Source organism: Vibrio phycocola, assembly GCF_053850235.1.
The window spans coordinates 165,478-183,475 of sequence record NZ_JBSQDJ010000011.1; the positions used below are offsets into that span (position 1 = coordinate 165,478).

General features: G+C 42.9%; 13 protein-coding genes. 4 read left to right on the plus strand and 9 right to left on the minus strand.

From position 1 onward, the window contains the following. Window positions 1-121 precede the first annotated feature (121 nt). The 6 genes from accC to ACWU4D_RS15395 form a co-directional block, all read right to left on the minus strand. Entirely contained in the window at window positions 122-1,465 is a 1,344-nt protein-coding gene (gene accC / locus ACWU4D_RS15370) for an acetyl-CoA carboxylase biotin carboxylase subunit (protein ID WP_456052327.1), read from the minus strand. 14 nt (window positions 1,466-1,479) lie between these two features. Then, entirely contained in the window at window positions 1,480-1,941 is a 462-nt protein-coding gene (gene accB, locus ACWU4D_RS15375; protein WP_456052328.1) for an acetyl-CoA carboxylase biotin carboxyl carrier protein, read from the minus strand. Between the two features lie 62 nt (window positions 1,942-2,003). Beyond that, complete coding sequence (aroQ, locus tag ACWU4D_RS15380) at window positions 2,004-2,453, minus strand: type II 3-dehydroquinate dehydratase (protein WP_456052329.1); 450 nt, start codon at window positions 2,451-2,453, stop codon at window positions 2,004-2,006. 415 nt (window positions 2,454-2,868) lie between these two features. Next, complete coding sequence (gene acs, locus ACWU4D_RS15385) at window positions 2,869-4,815, minus strand: acetate--CoA ligase (protein WP_456052330.1); 1,947 nt, start codon at window positions 4,813-4,815, stop codon at window positions 2,869-2,871. Between the two features lie 209 nt (window positions 4,816-5,024). Continuing rightward, the gene (locus ACWU4D_RS15390) at window positions 5,025-5,648 is read right to left on the minus strand and encodes a 3'-5' exonuclease (RefSeq protein WP_456052331.1); all 624 of its coding nucleotides are present in this window, start codon (window positions 5,646-5,648) and stop codon (window positions 5,025-5,027) included. Window positions 5,649-5,660: 12 nt separating this feature from the next. Further along, window positions 5,661-7,487 carry a putative nucleotidyltransferase substrate binding domain-containing protein gene (locus tag ACWU4D_RS15395; protein ID WP_456052332.1) on the minus strand — a complete coding sequence of 609 codons (1,827 nt, stop codon included), beginning with the start codon at window positions 7,485-7,487 and terminating at the stop codon, window positions 5,661-5,663. A 236-nt stretch (window positions 7,488-7,723) separates the two neighbouring features. On the opposite strand from ACWU4D_RS15395, the gene ACWU4D_RS15400 reads away from it, so the two are divergent. Together ACWU4D_RS15400 and ACWU4D_RS15405 are read left to right on the plus strand one after the other, a co-directional pair. Next, window positions 7,724-8,890, plus strand: coding sequence for a 3-phenylpropionate MFS transporter (locus tag ACWU4D_RS15400; protein ID WP_456052333.1), 1,167 nt, complete (start codon window positions 7,724-7,726; stop codon window positions 8,888-8,890). A 151-nt stretch (window positions 8,891-9,041) separates the two neighbouring features. Further along, a complete protein-coding gene (locus ACWU4D_RS15405; protein WP_456052334.1) occupies window positions 9,042-12,482 on the plus strand; it encodes a PAS domain-containing hybrid sensor histidine kinase/response regulator in 3,441 nt (1,146 codons plus the stop codon). A gap of 18 nt (window positions 12,483-12,500) precedes the next feature. Here the strand turns inward: ACWU4D_RS15405 and gppA are convergent, their stop codons facing one another. Continuing rightward, the gene (gene gppA, locus ACWU4D_RS15410) at window positions 12,501-13,991 is read right to left on the minus strand and encodes a guanosine-5'-triphosphate,3'-diphosphate diphosphatase (protein ID WP_456052335.1); all 1,491 of its coding nucleotides are present in this window, start codon (window positions 13,989-13,991) and stop codon (window positions 12,501-12,503) included. A gap of 36 nt (window positions 13,992-14,027) precedes the next feature. After that, window positions 14,028-15,326: an ATP-dependent RNA helicase RhlB gene (gene rhlB / locus ACWU4D_RS15415; protein WP_456052358.1), complete on the minus strand. Its 1,299-nt coding sequence runs from the start codon at window positions 15,324-15,326 to the stop codon at window positions 14,028-14,030. A 111-nt stretch (window positions 15,327-15,437) separates the two neighbouring features. Here rhlB and trxA point away from each other — a divergent pair, with 111 nt between their 5' ends. Together trxA and rho are read left to right on the plus strand one after the other, a co-directional pair. Continuing rightward, window positions 15,438-15,764 carry a thioredoxin TrxA gene (gene trxA / locus ACWU4D_RS15420; RefSeq protein ID WP_456052336.1) on the plus strand — a complete coding sequence of 109 codons (327 nt, stop codon included), beginning with the start codon at window positions 15,438-15,440 and terminating at the stop codon, window positions 15,762-15,764. A 192-nt stretch (window positions 15,765-15,956) separates the two neighbouring features. Then, window positions 15,957-17,216: a transcription termination factor Rho gene (rho, locus tag ACWU4D_RS15425; protein ID WP_456052359.1), complete on the plus strand. Its 1,260-nt coding sequence runs from the start codon at window positions 15,957-15,959 to the stop codon at window positions 17,214-17,216. Window positions 17,217-17,309: 93 nt separating this feature from the next. Here rho and ACWU4D_RS15430 read toward each other — a convergent pair whose 3' ends face one another. Further along, window positions 17,310-17,981 (minus strand): Fe2+-dependent dioxygenase, encoded by a 672-nt coding sequence (locus tag ACWU4D_RS15430; protein WP_456052337.1) that lies wholly within the window; start codon window positions 17,979-17,981, stop codon window positions 17,310-17,312. Between the last annotated feature and the right edge of the window lie 17 nt (window positions 17,982-17,998).

Consider the following 17,998-nt stretch of genomic DNA (forward strand, 5'->3'; position numbering starts at 1 on the left):
GGGTTGAATGGGCGAGAGTGTATCAGATATTGATGTGCTTTTGTGATTATCCCTTTTTGATTTTGGATGAAAAACAAACAAAAAAGCTCACCGAAGTGAGCTTTTATTAACAACTTTCTACTTATTGGAGACCGAGTTTCTTCTCTAGATAGTGGATATTCGCTCCACCATGTTGGAAGTTTTCATCAGCCATGATGACTTGTTGAAGTGGAATATTGGTTTTAATGCCTTCAATAATAAGTTCGTTGAGTGCATTTTTCATTCGAGCTATCGCCACATCGCGGTTTTCACCGTAACAGATTAGCTTACCAACCATTGAGTCATAATAAGGTGGTACAGTGTAATCGGTGTAGATATGAGAATCCCAACGAACCCCTAAGCCACCAGGAGTATGGAAGCGTTCAACTTTACCTGGAGAAGGTAGGAAGCTAACCGGGTCTTCTGCGTTGATTCGACATTCGATTGCATGCCCACTGATTTTAATGTCATCTTGAGTAAATGATAACGGTTGACCAGCGGCAATGCGAAGTTGCTCTTTGATCAGATCGACACCAGTGACCATTTCAGTGACTGGGTGCTCAACTTGAATACGAGTATTCATTTCGATGAAATAGAATTCGCCATTTTCATAGAGGAATTCAAATGTACCAGCACCACGGTAACCAATTTCGATACACGCACGAGTACAACGCTCACCGATAAATCTGCGCATTTCAGCAGTAATTCCCGGAGCTGGAGCCTCTTCGACTACCTTTTGGTGACGACGTTGCATTGAGCAATCACGCTCACCTAGATGGATTGCACCACCCTGACCATCAGCAATAACTTGAACTTCAACGTGACGAGGGTTTTCAAGGTATTTTTCCATGTAAACAATGTCGTTGTTAAACGCAGCTTTTGCTTCTGTTTTTGTCATCTGAATAGATTGAATGAGCTCAGCTTCACCACGTACCACTCGCATACCACGACCACCACCGCCGCCAGAAGCTTTGATGATAACTGGATAGCCAATACGTTTAGCAATAGCTTTATTTTTTGCGTCATTGGTTTCTAGTGGACCATCTGAACCTGGAACGCATGGAACGCCAGCTTTCTTCATTGAGTTGATCGCGGAAACTTTGTCGCCCATTAAGCGAATTGTTTCTGCTTTCGGTCCAACAAAAATAAACCCAGACTTCTCTACCATTTCAGCAAAATCGGCATTTTCTGAAAGGAAGCCATATCCAGGGTGAATCGCGACCGCACCGGTGATTTCAGCCGCAGAAATAATCCGTGGGATATTTAGGTAACTTTCCATACTTGATGCTGGACCGATACACATGGCTTCATCAGCTAAAAGAACGTGTTTTAAATCACGATCGGCAGTTGAGTGTACTGCAACGGTTTTAATTCCGAGTTCTTTACACGCGCGAAGTACCCTAAGGGCAATTTCACCTCGGTTGGCAATAACTATCTTATCTAGCATTTTGAGCGCCTCGATTATTCGATTACAACAAGTGGTTGGTCGAATTCAACTGGTTGGCCATCTTCAACAAGGATGGCTTTAATAACACCTGATTTATCGGCTTCAATTTGGTTCATCATTTTCATTGCTTCAACGATACATAGTGCGTCGCCAACATTGACGCTTTGGCCAACAGCAACAAATGCTTTCGATTCAGGGCTTGGTGCACTGTAGAAAGTTCCGACCATCGGAGAAAGAACTTGATGTCCGGCCTCAACCGCTGGAGCTGCTTCTTCTGTGGCTACTGGAGCCGCTGATGGAGCGCTAACCGCAGGAGCTGCTACTGATGGTGCTGCCATTGCTGGAGCTTGAGAGTACACAGGAGCATTTCCATACCGGCTGATTTTTACTGACTCTTCGCCTTCGGAAATTTCTAGCTCAGCGATGCCTGATTCTTCAACTAATTCGATTAGCTTTTTAATTTTACGAATATCCATTGTATTTTCTCTTTTATCTTGTGAATAAGACAACTCTCATTTAAGAGCTGCAGAGTGATTGATTACTGATTCTGCAAGTGATTAATCGCTGCAGACAGTGCGAATTGGTAGCCTTGTGCGCCTAACCCACAAATCACACCTTGTGCCTTATCAGACAAGTAGGAGTGATGACGGAAGGCTTCACGGGCATGAACATTTGAAAGATGAACTTCAATAAATGGAATCGCGACCCCGAGCAATGCATCACGAAGCGCCACACTAGTGTGTGTAAAAGCCGCTGGGTTAATGATGATAAAATCCACTTTATCGTAAGCATTATGGATGGCTTCAAGAAGTTCATACTCACGATTGGATTGAAGATGATCTAACTCAACATTAGCCGAAGCTGCTTGCTCTGTTAGTGTGGTAACAATATCAGCTAAGGTATTGGAGCCATAATGTGCGGGCTCGCGTAAGCCGAGCAAGTTGAGATTAGGGCCATTAAGTACAAGAATTCGAAATTTTGCAGTCATTTTGCCGATATCTTCTATCATCGTGAGGGAATTCTAGATAATCCCATATTTTTAAACGTTTCACACAGGAAAATTTGTAAATTTTATGTACAAAACAAAGAATTAATGGAGATTATAGCTAATTAGCAACATTTAGCAGCAATTTACTGGTCTTATCACCTAGTTTAGTGGTTGTTTTACTCTAATTTTACGCGACCGTAAGCCTACGTGTTTTGACTCAATATGAAGCCAGACAAGGCTTAGCAAATGATTAACGCCGCTTAGTTATGATCTATCTTAGAATATATGACTGATTAGTGGCAGCGATGTTCCTGTCTATCAATCTTTTTTGACATAATGTCACAAAAAAAGCCACCGCGAGGGTGGCTAAAGACCATGTGGAACTAAGGACATGTTGAACCATGGGTAAAACGAATTAGAGCGCTTCTTTTTCTGCAATCAGTTTTTCTACTACGCTTGGGTCTGCCAATGTTGAGGTGTCCCCAAGGTTACTGGTATCGCCCGTGGCAATTTTACGTAAGATACGACGCATAATTTTACCTGAGCGTGTTTTAGGTAACGCATCCGTCCAGTGCAGAACATCCGGTGTTGCGATAGGGCCAATTTCTTTTCTTACCCAATCTTTCACTTCTTTATGCAAGTCTGCATTTGGATAAACGCCATCATTGAGCGTAATGTAAGCATAAATGGCTTGGCCTTTGATGTCGTGTGGAACACCAACGACAGCGGCTTCAGCAATTTTGTCGAATGATACTAACGCCGATTCAATTTCGGCTGTACCCATTCGGTGACCAGAGACATTAAGCACGTCATCTACACGACCGGTGATCCAGTAATACCCATCTTCGTCACGGCGAGCACCATCACTGGTAAAGTACATACCTTGGAAAGTAGAGAAGTAGGTTTGCTCAAAACGCTCGTGATCGCCGTAGATGGTACGCATCTGACCTGGCCATGAATCGAGAATAACTAAGTTGCCTTCGGTCGCACCTTCAACAATATTTCCCATGTTATCGACAAGAGCCGGTTGAACACCAAAGAATGGGCGGCTTGCTGAACCCGGTTTAAGATCCGTCGCACCTGGAAGTGGTGTGATCAAGATACCACCAGTTTCGGTCTGCCACCATGTATCAACGATTGGGGATTTCTCGTTACCAATTGTGCGGTAATACCATTCCCACGCTTCTGGGTTGATAGGTTCACCGACCGAACCCATAATGCGCAAACTTGTACGTTTCGTACCTTTGACAGCTTCATCGCCTTTTGCCATCAATGCACGAATAGCGGTTGGGGCGGTGTATAAGATCGATACATTATGTTTATCGACCACTTCAGACATACGACTAGTGGAAGGATAATTAGGAACACCTTCGAATAAGATGGTTTTAGCACCATTCGCTAGTGGACCGTAGACTAAATAGGTGTGGCCAGTGATCCAACCAACGTCGGCAGTACACCAAAAGGTATCAGAATGCTGGTAATCAAAGACATATTTAAAGGTCATTGCGGCATAGACGAGATAGCCGCCGGTTGTGTGGAGAACACCTTTAGGTTTACCCGTTGATCCCGAAGTATAAAGAATGAACAATGGATCTTCTGCTTTCATTTCTTCTGGTGGGCAGTGATCTGATACATTCGCTGCAGCTTCGTGCCACCATACGTCGCGGTGTGAATGCCACTCAACTTGACCACCTGTACGTTGATAAACCACCACTTTTTTAATTGAGCTTGTTTCAGGATTAGTTAGTGCTTCGTCGACATTCTTTTTCAATGGAACTGGACGACCGCCACGGACACCTTCATCTGCGGTAACGACTAGCTTGGCATTGGAATCAATAATACGACCAGCTAAGGCTTCAGGAGAGAACCCACCAAATACCACCGTATGTACTGCACCAATTCGAGTACAGGCTAACATTGCAACAGCTGCTTCTGGAACCATAGGCATGTACAAACAGACGACATCACCTTTGTGAACACCTTGCTCTTTAAGCACATTAGAGAAACGACAAACTTCTTGATAGAGTTGGTTAAAAGTGAGGGTTTTATCGTCGTTTGGATCGTCACCTTCCCAGATAATAGCAACTTCATCGCCACGCTCTTTTAGATGACGGTCAATACAGTTTTCAGACACATTCAATGTGCCGTCTTCAAACCAACGAATATCCACATGCCCCGTATCAAATGAGGTACTTTTAACTTTGGTAAACGGTTTAATCCAATTGACAATTTTACCTTGCTCTGCCCAAAAACCTTCAGGATCTGTAATCGACTGCTGGTACATGGATAAGTAAGTGTCGTTATCCGCATGTGTTGTCTCTTTAATGTTATCTTTTACCGGATAAATATTAACGTCACTCATGGCTGTTCTCCTTTTGAAAGCGGCAATTTCCTGAAGATTAATTATTGTGTTGAGCGAATCAGGATATTGAATAGCTATCACTTTTGTCCAAATCCCTCATTTCCTCAATTAGACTTTCGGATAAGTGATTCCATTCACACAAAATAATGGGATGTAATTGACTGTTTTAGAAGTTAAAGCCATGAACTGCAGTATTAAAAAAATATGGGTTATTTTGAGATAAACGGAGGAAGATCACCATTAGTAAGGCGAATATAGATAAGTGCGGCAGCAATGGCATCTTGAAGTGCATCGTGCTTATCCTGTTGTGGTAAGTTGAGATGACGGCATATGGCGTCTAAGCTAAGGTCGAAGTAGGCATTTGGCAACTGTTTCTCTAACTGATCGTGATAGATCTGACTGACTTCGACGAGGCGGTTGGGTAGGGGAAATCCAAGCTGTTTTCGACAAGCAATATCGAGAATCGTTTTATCGTAACGAATGTGGTATCCAACTAACGTTCTATTACCAATAAAATCAATGAGTTTTATGAGTGCTTCTTTTTCTGTTAGACCATTGGCTAAGTCGCTGTGTCGAATTTTATGAATTCTGACGGATTGAGAGTCTAGAGACTGTGGTGCTCTTAGGCGAACTTCAAACGGATCACTGGTAATAATTCGATTTCCAATGATTTTCGTTGCGGCAATCGACACTAATTCGGCTCGTTTGGGATCGAGGCTTGTCGTTTCGCAATCGAGTGAGACAAACTCTTCCTTACTCGGCTTAGTGAATAAGAATTGATAAGGTGAACCTTTCAGTTTGTGATGCCAATAGCGGCGAAGTAACCAGTTCATTGTTGTGTGCTCTTATTGGCGAATTTGATAATGGTAAGCGAGCCACTGCTTAAATTTCTTAACGATGTGTAGGCTATGTCGCAATAGGTCCCGTTCTGTTCTATCGAGCTTGGATAGGTTTAAATTATTCCCCGTATTGTTTTGTTGTAATTGTTGGGCCAACCGTAATTTGAAGAAGTGTTTAAGAGCTTCGCTTAAGTTATCACTGGTTTCTTTCTCAAGTACTTTTTCATCAACTAGTGCTTCTAGACGCTCAAATGTGTTGGTTGCTGAGATTTTGTAATCAAGGCTAAGCGCTCGCACGCCATGAACAATCGGAAAAATCCCTCCTTGTTTTATATCGATGCCAGATTTAGAGGACTTCACGTTGCCAAAAAGCGTTAATGGGAGTGAAAAATTAAGAGCTGGTTTGGTGAATTCTGCAATTAGTAATTCTTTTCCAGCCATCATGTCACTCAAATATTTTTTGACGGGAGTGAGGAGTTGCTTATTGCCCGCGACTGCGTGAGCATCACTGAAAATCGACAGTTTCATCGTCCGTTCTGCATCGGCTTTATTCGCCCAGCGGTTTAGCGTCTGTTTCCATTCGGTTTGTGAGCGAACCCATTGAGGGTTATTGACCATGACTTTACCAGTACAGAGTGGATAGCCCAGTTTGAGTAGGGTATGAATGAGTTCGTCTAATTCGCTATGGTTTTCCTGCCATTGGAAGCCATCTTGAAGGATGAGAGCATTGTCCTGATCGGTTTTTAGAATTTGCTCTCCACGTCCTTCTGAACCCAATACAACTAAGCAACATTGATCGTGCAAAGACGGTGGAATGACGAGACAGAAAGCCTTCTCAATAATCTGTTCATTTACAGCGGAAATAAGCTGCATAATAAAGCGTGTACGAATGCCATTGGTTATTAAACTGTTGACCAACTGACGTTGCCGGTTCGATGCGATGACGAGTTCTTCTACCGAGGCTGCTCGTGCAATGCTTAAGCTGAGAACATGAGAATGAGTAGAAAATGCACTGAGAATCTGTGTCATATCGAGCATGCCAATAGCCTCATTGCCATCACATACCATTAAGCGCTTCACTCGGCGTCGGGTCATCATCACCATGGCATTAAACAGAAAATCACCATGATTCACATGCATAACTGGAAACGTTGCTACGTCACCGACGGGGGTATCGAGATCATATCCTTCAAGCATAACGGAATGAAGTAAATTGGTACGAGTTACGATAGCATACGGATGTTCAGCAGGGTGCTGTTGCAAACGAGGATCTGTTTCGTCTAGATGTACCAAAGCGGCATCGATTTTTTTCTCTTTGAGTTCTTTGGTGACAAGGTTTATAGGCTGATTTGGCGAAATGATCAGCGGCGGATGAAAAATATGATGGTCGACTTTTGTTAAGATAAACTCCGCTAAATTTTGTTGTTGCTTCGCCGCTTCAATAAGTGCTTGTCGCTTCGCGAGGTTATTATCAAAGTAGGCCGAAAATTCTCCGTTTTTATTGTAGAGTTCAAGAAACGTTTCTTTAGGCAGTAGATAGCTTAGGGTATCTTCTAAGGCGACATACTTATGCTTTACCTGCCCGCTAAAAATGGAACGTACATCGAACATGTCCTCATTGCCGTAGTGAGCAAAGATTTCATTGTTGTCTGCGCTGCGTTCCTCCACCACACCTTTAATTAAGATATGCAGTATTTGATTGTTTTCACCACAGTTTAATAGAGTATCGGTACTGCGGTAATAGGCAACATCGAGTGATGAACGTAGGAGCTTTTGCTCGACGACTGTTAATCGATCGAACGGTGGTAAATCCATATTGAATTTATCAGGCATAGCGGATTGTCCAGATAAAGTTGCACTCTCTTCAGTGTGGCAATTTCTATATTTTACTCCAGACGACTTTGGTCTAATAAAAGAGGAGTTTGAGCAAAATTTGGCTTAATGTATGACGTTGATAATGCGAGTTATATCAATATAAACAGAGAGATAATAATTCCATTACTTTGCTTTAGTTGTTATGTCAGTCGAGGCATAATAGCGAGGTCTTTTCTGTCTTGTTGGCTTTCATCATGTTTCAAACCTCTCCATTTCGCTGGATATCTCAGTATTTTTTTGGCTTTTTCTTTGTATTTGGAGCTTATTTGCCTTTTTGGACACTTTGGCTGGAAAGCAAAGGAGTTTCCTCTAGTCAAATCGGAGTTATTCTCGGGCTTGGGTTTACCATTCGTTTTCTGGCCAATTTGACGATCACTCCTCGATTTAGTCGTGCAGAGCAACTGATTCCTGCGTTGAGGTGGATAACATCGATTGCTGTCGCCACACTCCTTGCGTTATGGGTCGGAGGAGATAACTTTTATTTGATTGCGGCGGGAACCATTCTTTTTAATTTGTGTTGTGGACCAATCGCGCCGATTTCTGATGCTGTCGCTAACTATTACGCCAAACTCGATTTGTTAGATTATGGTAAAGCGCGCTTATGGGGGTCGGTCTCTTTTATTTTGTCTTCTACGTTAGTTGGGTGGTCGGTTGCTCATTTAGGCAGCGACATGATTCTCACGATTGCGCTTGGTGGTACCGTTGTTTTGTTGTTGGCGAGCCTGCGTAGGGCAAACCCGATGCCAAGTAGCGGCCTCGATGTCCGTCCTATTCGCGTTAAATTGCATCAAGTTTTGCGAGAGCGACCAATTTTGTTGTTTATCTTATTGACCTCTTTGATCCAGGGTAGTCATGCAGCGTACTACAGTTTTAGCTCAATCTATTGGAAAGCCTCTGGTTACAGTGAAGAAACGATTGGATACCTGTGGAGTATTGGAGTGATTGCAGAAGTCATTGTATTTGCTTTAAGTCGCCGGTTACTCAAAGGCTGGACACTGCAAACAATGTTTACGATTGCTTGTTTGGCGGTGGTGGTTCGCTGGGGGTTAACGGCAGCAAGCACCAATTTTGTGGTTATGATTTCGATTCAAGCACTGCACAGTATTACCTTTGGTTTGGCTCATTTAGCGGCAATACGATATATTCAACTGGCGCCAAGCCACAAGATGGTGGCGATTCAGTCTCTCTATAATGCAATATCATTAGGTGGCTTCGTCGCGGTACTGACAAGCATCAGCGGCTGGGGTTACACGCACTTTGGAGGACAAATATTTTGGGGAATGGCAGCGCTTGGTGCTGTAGGGCTTTTTATTCGTTTACCCAAAATAGACAATGATGAAGCTAAAGTTGCAACAAGTTGATTATTCTAGTCAAAGCATCGCATGAACCACAGATTTGCTTGTTCAAATTGCTATATATTTTCATTCTTAGTTAAATAATTGTGAATATTGTTGGCAACTTGGTTTATTGAAGAATCGAGTTGCTATTCACAGCTTTAATTGGAAAGGGTATATGCAATCTTGGATAGTGATTCCCGTCCTTCTTTTCTATTTGGGCGTGTTATTTTTTATCGCTTGGTATGGTGATAAGCGTACCCATTGGATGGCGCGATGGCGTCCATGGATCTACAGTTTTTCGATCGCGGTGTATTGTACTTCTTGGACTTTCTACGGGACGGTAGGTCAAGCTGCGAAAAATCCATGGTCTTTCCTTCCTATTTATATTGCTCCCATCATCGTTTTTGTCTTTGGCTGGCGACTATTAGCTCGGCTAATGCTGATTGCTAAGCGCGAACATATTACCTCTATTGCTGACTTTATCGCTGCGCGTTATGGCAAATCTCAAGGCTTAGCCATGGTTACAACGGTAATTGCTGTCCTAGGAATTTTGCCGTATATCGCACTTCAATTACGGGGTGTAACAATGGGGATCAATATGATGGCCCCTGATTTTGGTGAAGCATTCAGTTATCAAAATGACCATGTTTCTTGGGTTGTCGTTGTGGTTCTTGCCATTTTTACCATGCTTTTTGGTACCCGGCACATTGATAACACCGAGCATCATCGCGGTATGATGATGGCGGTGGCCTTTGAATCTATTGTCAAGTTAGTTGCGTTTTTAGTGGTAGGTTTGTTTATTGTTTATCTTAGTCTTAGTCGGGAAGATATTGACCTAATTGAAGTGGCGAAATCAACCTATCAAGAGCCAAAGTGGGCCACTCTTACCATTCACCTGATTCTTACAATGCTGGCGATTATCTGTTTACCTCGGCAGTTCCACACTTTAGTTGTAGAAAACGAGAAAGCACAAGATCTCCATTCGGCACGTTGGATTTTTCCACTTTATCTCGTCTTAATGGGCATATTTGTGCTTCCAATTGCGTGGGCGGGGCAAGCTTTATTACCTCCTGATATGGCGGAAACCTATGTATTGAGTGTTCCGAGTTTGGTGGGTGCCGATCTTGTTGCCTTGATTGCTTTTGTCGGTGGTACGTCGGCAGCAACAGGAATGGTTATCGTGTCAACTATCGCGTTGACCATTATGGTTTCAAATGACTTAGTCGTACCTTTACTGTTGCGGCGTTTAAAACTGTTTAAGCGCAGTCATCGGCATTTTTCTGAAACTTTACTTATTATCCGCCGAGCTTTAATTGTCATTCTGCTTGCAGGTGCTTGGGGTGTTTATCAAGTACTGGGTTCAATTCAATCTTTATCGGATATCGGCTTTCTATCGTTTACAGCGATTGCCCAGTTTTCACCAGCATTGATTGGTGGCATGTACTGGCGAAAAGGAAACCGAAAAGGTGTATATGTCGGTTTGGCGGTCGGTTTTGTTATTTGGTTGATTACCTTAATGACACAAGCGCAGATGTTGGCAGGAACGGCGGATACCAACTTATTAATATGGGTGCTAACACCACCCGATATTATTGAGAACTGGGGATTAAGTCTATCTGATTGGGGAATGCTCCTGAGTGTCAGTCTGAATACTGCTTGTTACTTAATTGTATCGCGCATCACCCGTTCCAGTTTGGCGGAGCGTCTACAAGCTGCCGCATTTGTTGGTACTCCTTTTCCTGACAATGAAAATATTTCTCTCTACCAAAGCCGAGTGACGGTTGCAGAATTGGAAATGTTGGCGGCGCGTTTTGTTGGCCGGACAAGAATGAAAAATGCGTTTCGTCAGTATTGGTCTCAGCAAGCACCTCAGTTGATGCCGAATCAACAAGCCCCAGCAAGCTTAATTCGACATACTGAGCGTGTATTAGCTGGGGTTTTTGGCGCTTCTTCAGCAAAATTGGTTTTGGCATCCGCTCTTCAAGGGAAAAATATGCACCTTGAAGAAGTTGCTACTATCGTTGATGAAGCGTCTGAGTTATATGATTTTAGCCGCAGTCTATTACAAGGAGCGATTGAACATATTGGTCAGGGAATTGCGGTTACTGATAAGCAGTTACGTTTAGTTGCATGGAACCAGCGTTATCTAGAGTTGTTTGAGTTTCCTCCTGGATTAATTCAAGTAGGTCGGCCCATAGCAGATATCATTCGTCATAATGCACAAGGTGGCTTGTGCGGGCCGGGCGATCCTGAAGAACATGTTCGGCGACGTATCTACTATCTCGAACAGGGTAGTCGCCATACTTCGTCCCGAATTCGCCCAGATGGACGAGTGATTGAAGTGCAAGGAAACCCAATGCCCGGTGGGGGATTTGTGATGTGTTTTACTGATATCACCGTATTCCGTGATGCAGAACGAGCACTTAAAGAAGCCAACGAATCCCTTGAAGAGCGTGTTCAAAAACGAACCCAACAGCTTGAAAAGCTCAATCGTCGACTTGTATCGGAGACACAAAGAGCGGAACGAGAGTCGGCGTCGAAATCTCGTTTTCTTGCTGCTGTGAGTCATGATCTAATGCAACCGCTTAATGCTGCACGACTGTTTTCATCATCACTGGCTGAAATCGCTGATGATACCGAAGTGAAGCGATTATCTGGGAATATTGAACGCTCTTTGGGAGCAGGGGAAGAGTTGATTGGGGATTTGCTTGATATCTCTCGCTTAGAATCAGGTAAGCTTGAGGCAAATATCCGAGCGTTTGCGGTGAACGATGTCTTAGAAAACTTGAATGCCGAGTTTAGTGCTTTGGCTAAACAAAAAGGTTTGTCATTTCAAATGGTACGTTCGTCATTATTAGTGAAATCTGACCCTAAATTATTACGCCGAATTATTCAGAACTTCTTAACCAACTCGTTACGTTACACTCATGGAGGCAAGATTCTCCTTGGCGTTCGGCGAGTCAATAATGAGGTAAGAATTGAAGTTTGGGATACTGGAATGGGAATTGATCCCGATAAGCAGCAGGACATTTTTGAAGAATTTAATCAAGGCAGTCAAATTTCCACCGATCAAGGCTTGGGGCTAGGGTTGGCGATATCGAAGGGGATTGCTCATATTCTACAGCACCAAATAGCAATGCGCTCTTGGCTTCATAGCGGCAGTGTGTTTTCTCTTACCTTAGAGCGAGCCCAACAAGTCGATTTGGTAGCAGTAGCAGAAGCAACGAAACCGAGCAATTCAGACTTGAGCCAGATTAGAGTGCTTTGTGTTGATAATGAAGTGGATATTTTACGTGGAATGGAAGAGCTATTAGCACGCTGGGGATGCGAGATTAAATGTGCAACGAACCTTGTCGAAACAATCAGAATCTTAGATCAAGACTGGAAACCAACATTGGTGTTGTCTGACTATCGACTCGATCATGATCGAACAGGGCTCGAAGTGTTGCAGCAATGCCGTTTGCGCTTAGGCAGTCGTTTCTCTGGCGTGATTATTAGTGCCGACAGAACCGATGATATGTTAGATGCCATTGAATCAAACGGTTTTTCTTTTCTTGCTAAACCTGTTAAACCGATTAAATTACGAGCTTTGTTAAATAGAGTAGCGACAAAATAACTGAGAAAAACGTATAACTTATTGTATCTGTATGATGAGTGGCCACCCCAAATCAGATTGCCGATTGGCTTCCAATTCAAGCTCTGATTTTGTGAGAGGATTCTGGATTAACCAAGTTTTGCTAATCACTAGAGTCAGTTCGTCGTCATTTGCGATTAAAGTAAACTCTGCTTCAACCTGAGTTTGGCGTCGATGGCTCAATATGATTGCTAGACGCAAAAGTTGTAGGAGCCTTTTGGCACTGTTGTTTGAAAGTGCATGTTGATTTGGAATTGGCGTTAATGTATCTCGATAGCGTCTGGATAACTCGGATATGAGAAATTGCTGTGCTTGTGTAAATCCGGGTAAATCGAGGTTTTTCAGTAAGTAAGCACTGTGCTCGCCAGCTGTTTTGAAATCGATACTTAAGCCAATTTCATGTAACTGAGCGACAGTGTTAATTAAGAACTTAGCTTGTGACTCTCTAATCCAGTTATCCCCACATTGCTCCAGCATTGTCGATACAAGCTGAGCAACTTGGTTGCCGTATAAGCGGTCTATTTGATAGCGAGTTTGTACGCTTTCTACTGTGCGTCGGCGGATATCATCTTGCCTTAAATCATCAATCATCTCGTAGACTAACCCTTCACGAAGAGCACCACCCGCGAGGGTCATTGATTCGATGTCTAACACTTGAAAGATAGCAATTAGAATAGATAAACCGCTCGGAAAGACTAACGCACGCTCTGATGTCAGACCTTCAATCTCCAACTCTTCAAGTTGATCGAAATACATTGCCTGACTTTGTAATCGCTGTAATTTGGAATGAGTGATTACTTCATCCATTCCTTGCGCCACCATGATTTCTTGCAAAGCTTGTACGGTGCCACTTGCTCCGACACTAATATCCCACCCAAGAGAACGATATTGGTTCAAAATAGGTTCAAGGGCTGTTTTGGCCGCATCGATTGCGTTAGTGAAGTTACTTTGGCTTAGTTTATGGTCTTGAAAGTAGCGATTGAGCCAAGTTACACAGCCCATTTTTAAACTGGTAAGAGCTTTAGCATCAAATCCTTCGCCAATAACAAGTTCTGTACTTGCGCCACCAATATCGACAACCAAGCGTTGGCCTAAACCTCCAGAAGTGTGAGCGACACCTTTATAGATTGTGGCTGCTTCTTCTTCGCCTGATATCACTTCTATCGAATGCCCTAATATTTGATTGGCTTTCTCTAGAAATTCGTCAATATTACTTGCGACTCGAAGTGTGGCAGTACCCACAATCCGAATATGTGACTCTGGAATGTCTTGGAGGCGTTCCGCGAATAGGCTTAAACAATCCCATCCACGTTGCATTGCTTCTTGGCTTAGATGATTCTTAGCATCTAAGCCAGCAGCTAGTCGTACTTTACGTTTAATTTTAGCCATTGTTTGTACGCTTCCTTCGACATGTCGAACAACGAGCATATGAAAACTGTTCGATCCTAAATCGATGGCGGCGTAAAACGGTGTAGAGGCGTTATCACTCATAAACGACGACGATTCCTATATTACTGATACTTAATTTTAACGTGTTTGGTTAGGACGACGATTTCTATTACCTCCAGAGCGATTGTTGTTCGAACGATTACCCCCTGTATTGGTGCGGCGAGGGCCTTTATTCGAGAACAACCTGATCGGTGCAGGCAGATCCGTAAGTAAAGCTGTTGGATCATAGTCTGAAACAGGAATTTGATGCTCAATATACTCTTCGATACCGGTTAAATTGATCGCGTACTCTTCACAGGCAAATGTGATTGAATTTCCACTTTCACCAGCACGTCCAGTTCGGCCAATACGGTGAACATAATCTTCACAATCATCAGGTAAATCGTAATTGAAGACGTGAGTCACTTGTGGAATGTGAAGACCACGTGCTGCCACATCTGTCGCAACAAGAATATCAACTAAGCCTTTAGTAAATTCGTCTAGAATGCGTTCACGTTTCTTCTGTGGCACATCTCCAGTAAGAAGGCCGACTCGATGGCCATCAGCGGCAAGGCTACCCCAAATTTTTTCACAACGGTGTTTGGTATTCGCGAAGATGATGGCGCGATCTGGCCACTCTTCTTCAATAATCGTTTGCAGTAGTGCCATTTTATGTTCGTTTGAAGGATAAAATAGCTCTTCCTTAATACGGTGTCCGGTTTTTTGTTCCGCTTCTACAACAACATGCTCAGGGTTATGCATATGTTCAAATGCGAGTTCTTGTACTCGATAGGACAATGTTGCAGAGAAAAGCATGTTAAGGCGATCTTGCGGTGCTGGCATGCGACGGAATAAAAAGCGAATGTCTTTAATAAAGCCTAAATCGAACATGCGGTCTGCTTCATCTAGAACGACTGCTTGAATGTTGTTTAGATTGAAGACACCTTGCTTGTAGAAATCGATGATTCGACCGGTCGTGCCAATCAAAATATCCATACCATTTTCTAAGCGAGCCACTTGTTTATCGTAACTTTCGCCACCATAGGCTAGAGCAGCACTAATTCCCGTACTCTTAATCAACGGTTCCGCATCGTTGTAGATTTGGATCGCGAGTTCACGAGTCGGGGCCATGATAATGGCTCGGGGTTGATTTGCTGCGCGACCTTCAACTTCAGGTGTTGAGAGCAAATGATTAAAAGTTGCAGTAAGAAACGCGAGAGTTTTACCAGTCCCTGTTTGGGCCTGGCCTGCTATGTCTTGGCCGGAGAGCACTACCGGCAACGCCAAAGCTTGAATTGGAGTACAGAATTCGTACCCTTTAGTATTCAATCCTTCAATGATTTTAGTGTTTAATCCAAAATCGGCGAACTTTTGCTCTGTGATATGTGTCTTTTTCATTTGCATAGAATATCAGCTTACACTTGCATTAAGGAAGTAAATACATTCCAATAGAGGGCGTAAATACCAATTGTTTTGAAATTGGTGTCTGAAAACACATTGGAGTCGAAGATGAGTGAAAAGATTTTGCCGCTAACTGATGATGGCTTTGACGCTGACGTGCTCAAAGCTACAGGTCCTGTTCTTGTCGATTTTTGGGCAGAATGGTGCGGTCCTTGTAAGATGATAGCCCCTATTCTTGATGAAATTGCAGAAGAATACGAAGGCAAACTGACTGTCGGTAAATTGAATATTGATCAGAATGCGGAAACCCCACCTAAATTTGGTATTCGTGGTATTCCAACGCTACTTCTTTTCAAAGATGGTGCGGTTGCGGCAACTAAGGTTGGAGCGTTATCAAAAACGCAACTAAAAGAGTTTTTAGACGCAAATTTGTAAGAAATGAGACCGTATATTAGAAATATGCGGTTTTATTATTTTGTAATTGAACAAAACCTAGACTAGTCTTATTTTTAGTGATAATTTATTGCACGTAAAATAAACAGATTTCACTTCTTGGTCAATCCTATCAGACCAAATCTCCTTAACTAGCAAATAGATCCTATTTTGACTAAACAAGTACTCACCACCATGAATTTAACAGAATTAAAGAACAAACCTGTGTCTGAGCTTGTCCAGCTCAGTGAAACTCTAGGGCTTGATAATCTAGCACGCTTACGTAAGCAAGATATTATTTTCGCAATCCTTAAGGCTCATGCGAAAAGCGGAGAAGATATCTTTGGCGATGGTGTTTTAGAAATACTTCAAGATGGCTTCGGCTTCCTAAGAAGCTCCGACAGTTCCTATTTGGCTGGTCCAGATGATATTTATGTCTCACCTAGCCAAATTCGTCGTTTTAACCTCCGTACTGGTGATTCCATTGGCGGTAAAATTCGACCACCTAAAGAAGGAGAGCGCTATTTCGCACTTTTAAAAGTGAATAGCGTTAACTATGACCGCCCAGACAATGCTCGTAATAAGATATTGTTTGAAAACCTAACGCCTCTTCATGCTAACGAACGCATGGTGATGGAGCGTGGGAATGGGTCTACAGAAGATATTACGGCGCGCGTTTTAGATTTAGCCTCGCCAATTGGTAAGGGCCAACGTGGTTTGATCGTTGCTCCACCAAAAGCAGGTAAGACGATGTTGCTACAAAACATCGCTCAAAGTATTGCTCACAATCACCCTGAGTGTCTTCTTATGGTTCTTCTTATTGATGAGCGTCCAGAAGAAGTGACCGAAATGCAACGTCTTGTAAATGGTGAAGTGATTGCATCTACGTTCGATGAGCCAGCTTCTCGCCACGTTCAAGTAGCGGAAATGGTTATTGAGAAAGCTAAACGATTGGTTGAGCACAAAAAGGATGTAGTGATCTTATTGGATTCAATTACGCGTCTTGCTCGCGCTTATAACACTGTTGTGCCTTCATCTGGTAAAGTGTTAACCGGTGGTGTTGATGCGAACGCATTGCATCGTCCAAAGCGTTTCTTCGGTGCAGCTCGTAATGTTGAAGAAGGTGGAAGCCTTACTATCATTGCGACAGCATTGGTTGATACGGGATCCAAGATGGACGAAGTTATCTACGAAGAATTTAAAGGTACAGGTAACATGGAGCTTCATCTCAATCGTAAGATTGCTGAGAAGCGTGTTTTCCCTGCTATCGATTTCAATCGTTCAGGTACTCGCCGAGAAGAGCTCCTTACTAAAGGTGATGAGCTACAGAAAATGTGGATTCTGCGCAAGATTGTTCACCCTATGGGAGAAACAGATGCGATGGAGTTCCTTATCGATAAATTGGCAATGACTAAAACCAATAATGAGTTCTTTGATGCGATGCGACGTCAATAGATTATAAGCATTATCGTTATTGAAATTTGTTCGAGCCCTCAATGATTACATATTCATTATTGAGGGCTTTTTAGATCATAGTTGAGCTGAAAATTACGTATCAGACCAACGACGCAAAAGGTTAGCATGGGCTTTACTAATTTGATCGAAGGCTGCACATTTTCCTTGGCTTTTCATTATATCTCGTCGAGCTAAATCAAGGTCATTAAGAACTTCTCTGTCTTCTGCACTGCGAACGTAGCTTTCGAGCCAGGTTACCCCTACACGTCTAACCCCAGTTGTCACAGGATTCACTCGATGTAATGTCGTGGATGGGTAAACGATAGCGTGCCCTAATGGAAGTTTATAACTTAGTTCTTGACCACTCAGATTGATAACAAGCTCGCCACCTATATAGTCTGTGGGGTCACTTAAAAATATCGTGCAAGATATATCCGATCGGATAATCGTTTCTGCCCCCATAAGAGCATCATCTACATGATTACCGTAACCTCCTGAATCTTGACTCTCGCTGACTAAAAAGGGTGCGATTCTTTTTCCATAGGTTGTTGTTGCAAACTCTGGGTGTGATGTTAGCAGACTTGTTAGATAAGCAGACAATTCCGCTTCTTGCTCAGGGCGTGCTGACCATTGTTGATTATTCTTGATGGATTGAGCGGCCCAACCGGCTGTGTTTTTCCCAGAATGGAACGTTCCATCTTGGATAAGGAGATCTAAATTTTGAATTTGATCATAGGAAATGACGTTTTTTAGAATCTTAATCATTCTTTGAATGCCTTAGA

What these genes read in the sequence shown, in the direction of transcription:
- acs (WP_456052330.1), bottom strand. Translation starts at nt 4,815, where the DNA reads ATGAGTGACGTTAATATTTATCCGGTAAAAGATAACATTAAAGAGACA.
- ACWU4D_RS15400 (WP_456052333.1), top strand. Translation starts at nt 7,724, where the DNA reads ATGTTTCAAACCTCTCCATTTCGCTGGATATCTCAGTATTTTTTTGGC.
- trxA (WP_456052336.1), top strand. Translation starts at nt 15,438, where the DNA reads ATGAGTGAAAAGATTTTGCCGCTAACTGATGATGGCTTTGACGCTGAC.
- aroQ (WP_456052329.1), bottom strand. Translation starts at nt 2,453, where the DNA reads ATGACTGCAAAATTTCGAATTCTTGTACTTAATGGCCCTAATCTCAAC.
- gppA (WP_456052335.1), bottom strand. Translation starts at nt 13,991, where the DNA reads ATGAGTGATAACGCCTCTACACCGTTTTACGCCGCCATCGATTTAGGA.
- accC (WP_456052327.1), bottom strand. Translation starts at nt 1,465, where the DNA reads ATGCTAGATAAGATAGTTATTGCCAACCGAGGTGAAATTGCCCTTAGG.
- ACWU4D_RS15395 (WP_456052332.1), bottom strand. Translation starts at nt 7,487, where the DNA reads ATGCCTGATAAATTCAATATGGATTTACCACCGTTCGATCGATTAACA.
- ACWU4D_RS15405 (WP_456052334.1), top strand. Translation starts at nt 9,042, where the DNA reads ATGCAATCTTGGATAGTGATTCCCGTCCTTCTTTTCTATTTGGGCGTG.
- ACWU4D_RS15430 (WP_456052337.1), bottom strand. Translation starts at nt 17,981, where the DNA reads ATGATTAAGATTCTAAAAAACGTCATTTCCTATGATCAAATTCAAAAT.
- accB (WP_456052328.1), bottom strand. Translation starts at nt 1,941, where the DNA reads ATGGATATTCGTAAAATTAAAAAGCTAATCGAATTAGTTGAAGAATCA.
- ACWU4D_RS15390 (WP_456052331.1), bottom strand. Translation starts at nt 5,648, where the DNA reads ATGAACTGGTTACTTCGCCGCTATTGGCATCACAAACTGAAAGGTTCA.
- rhlB (WP_456052358.1), bottom strand. Translation starts at nt 15,326, where the DNA reads ATGAAAAAGACACATATCACAGAGCAAAAGTTCGCCGATTTTGGATTA.
- rho (WP_456052359.1), top strand. Translation starts at nt 15,957, where the DNA reads ATGAATTTAACAGAATTAAAGAACAAACCTGTGTCTGAGCTTGTCCAG.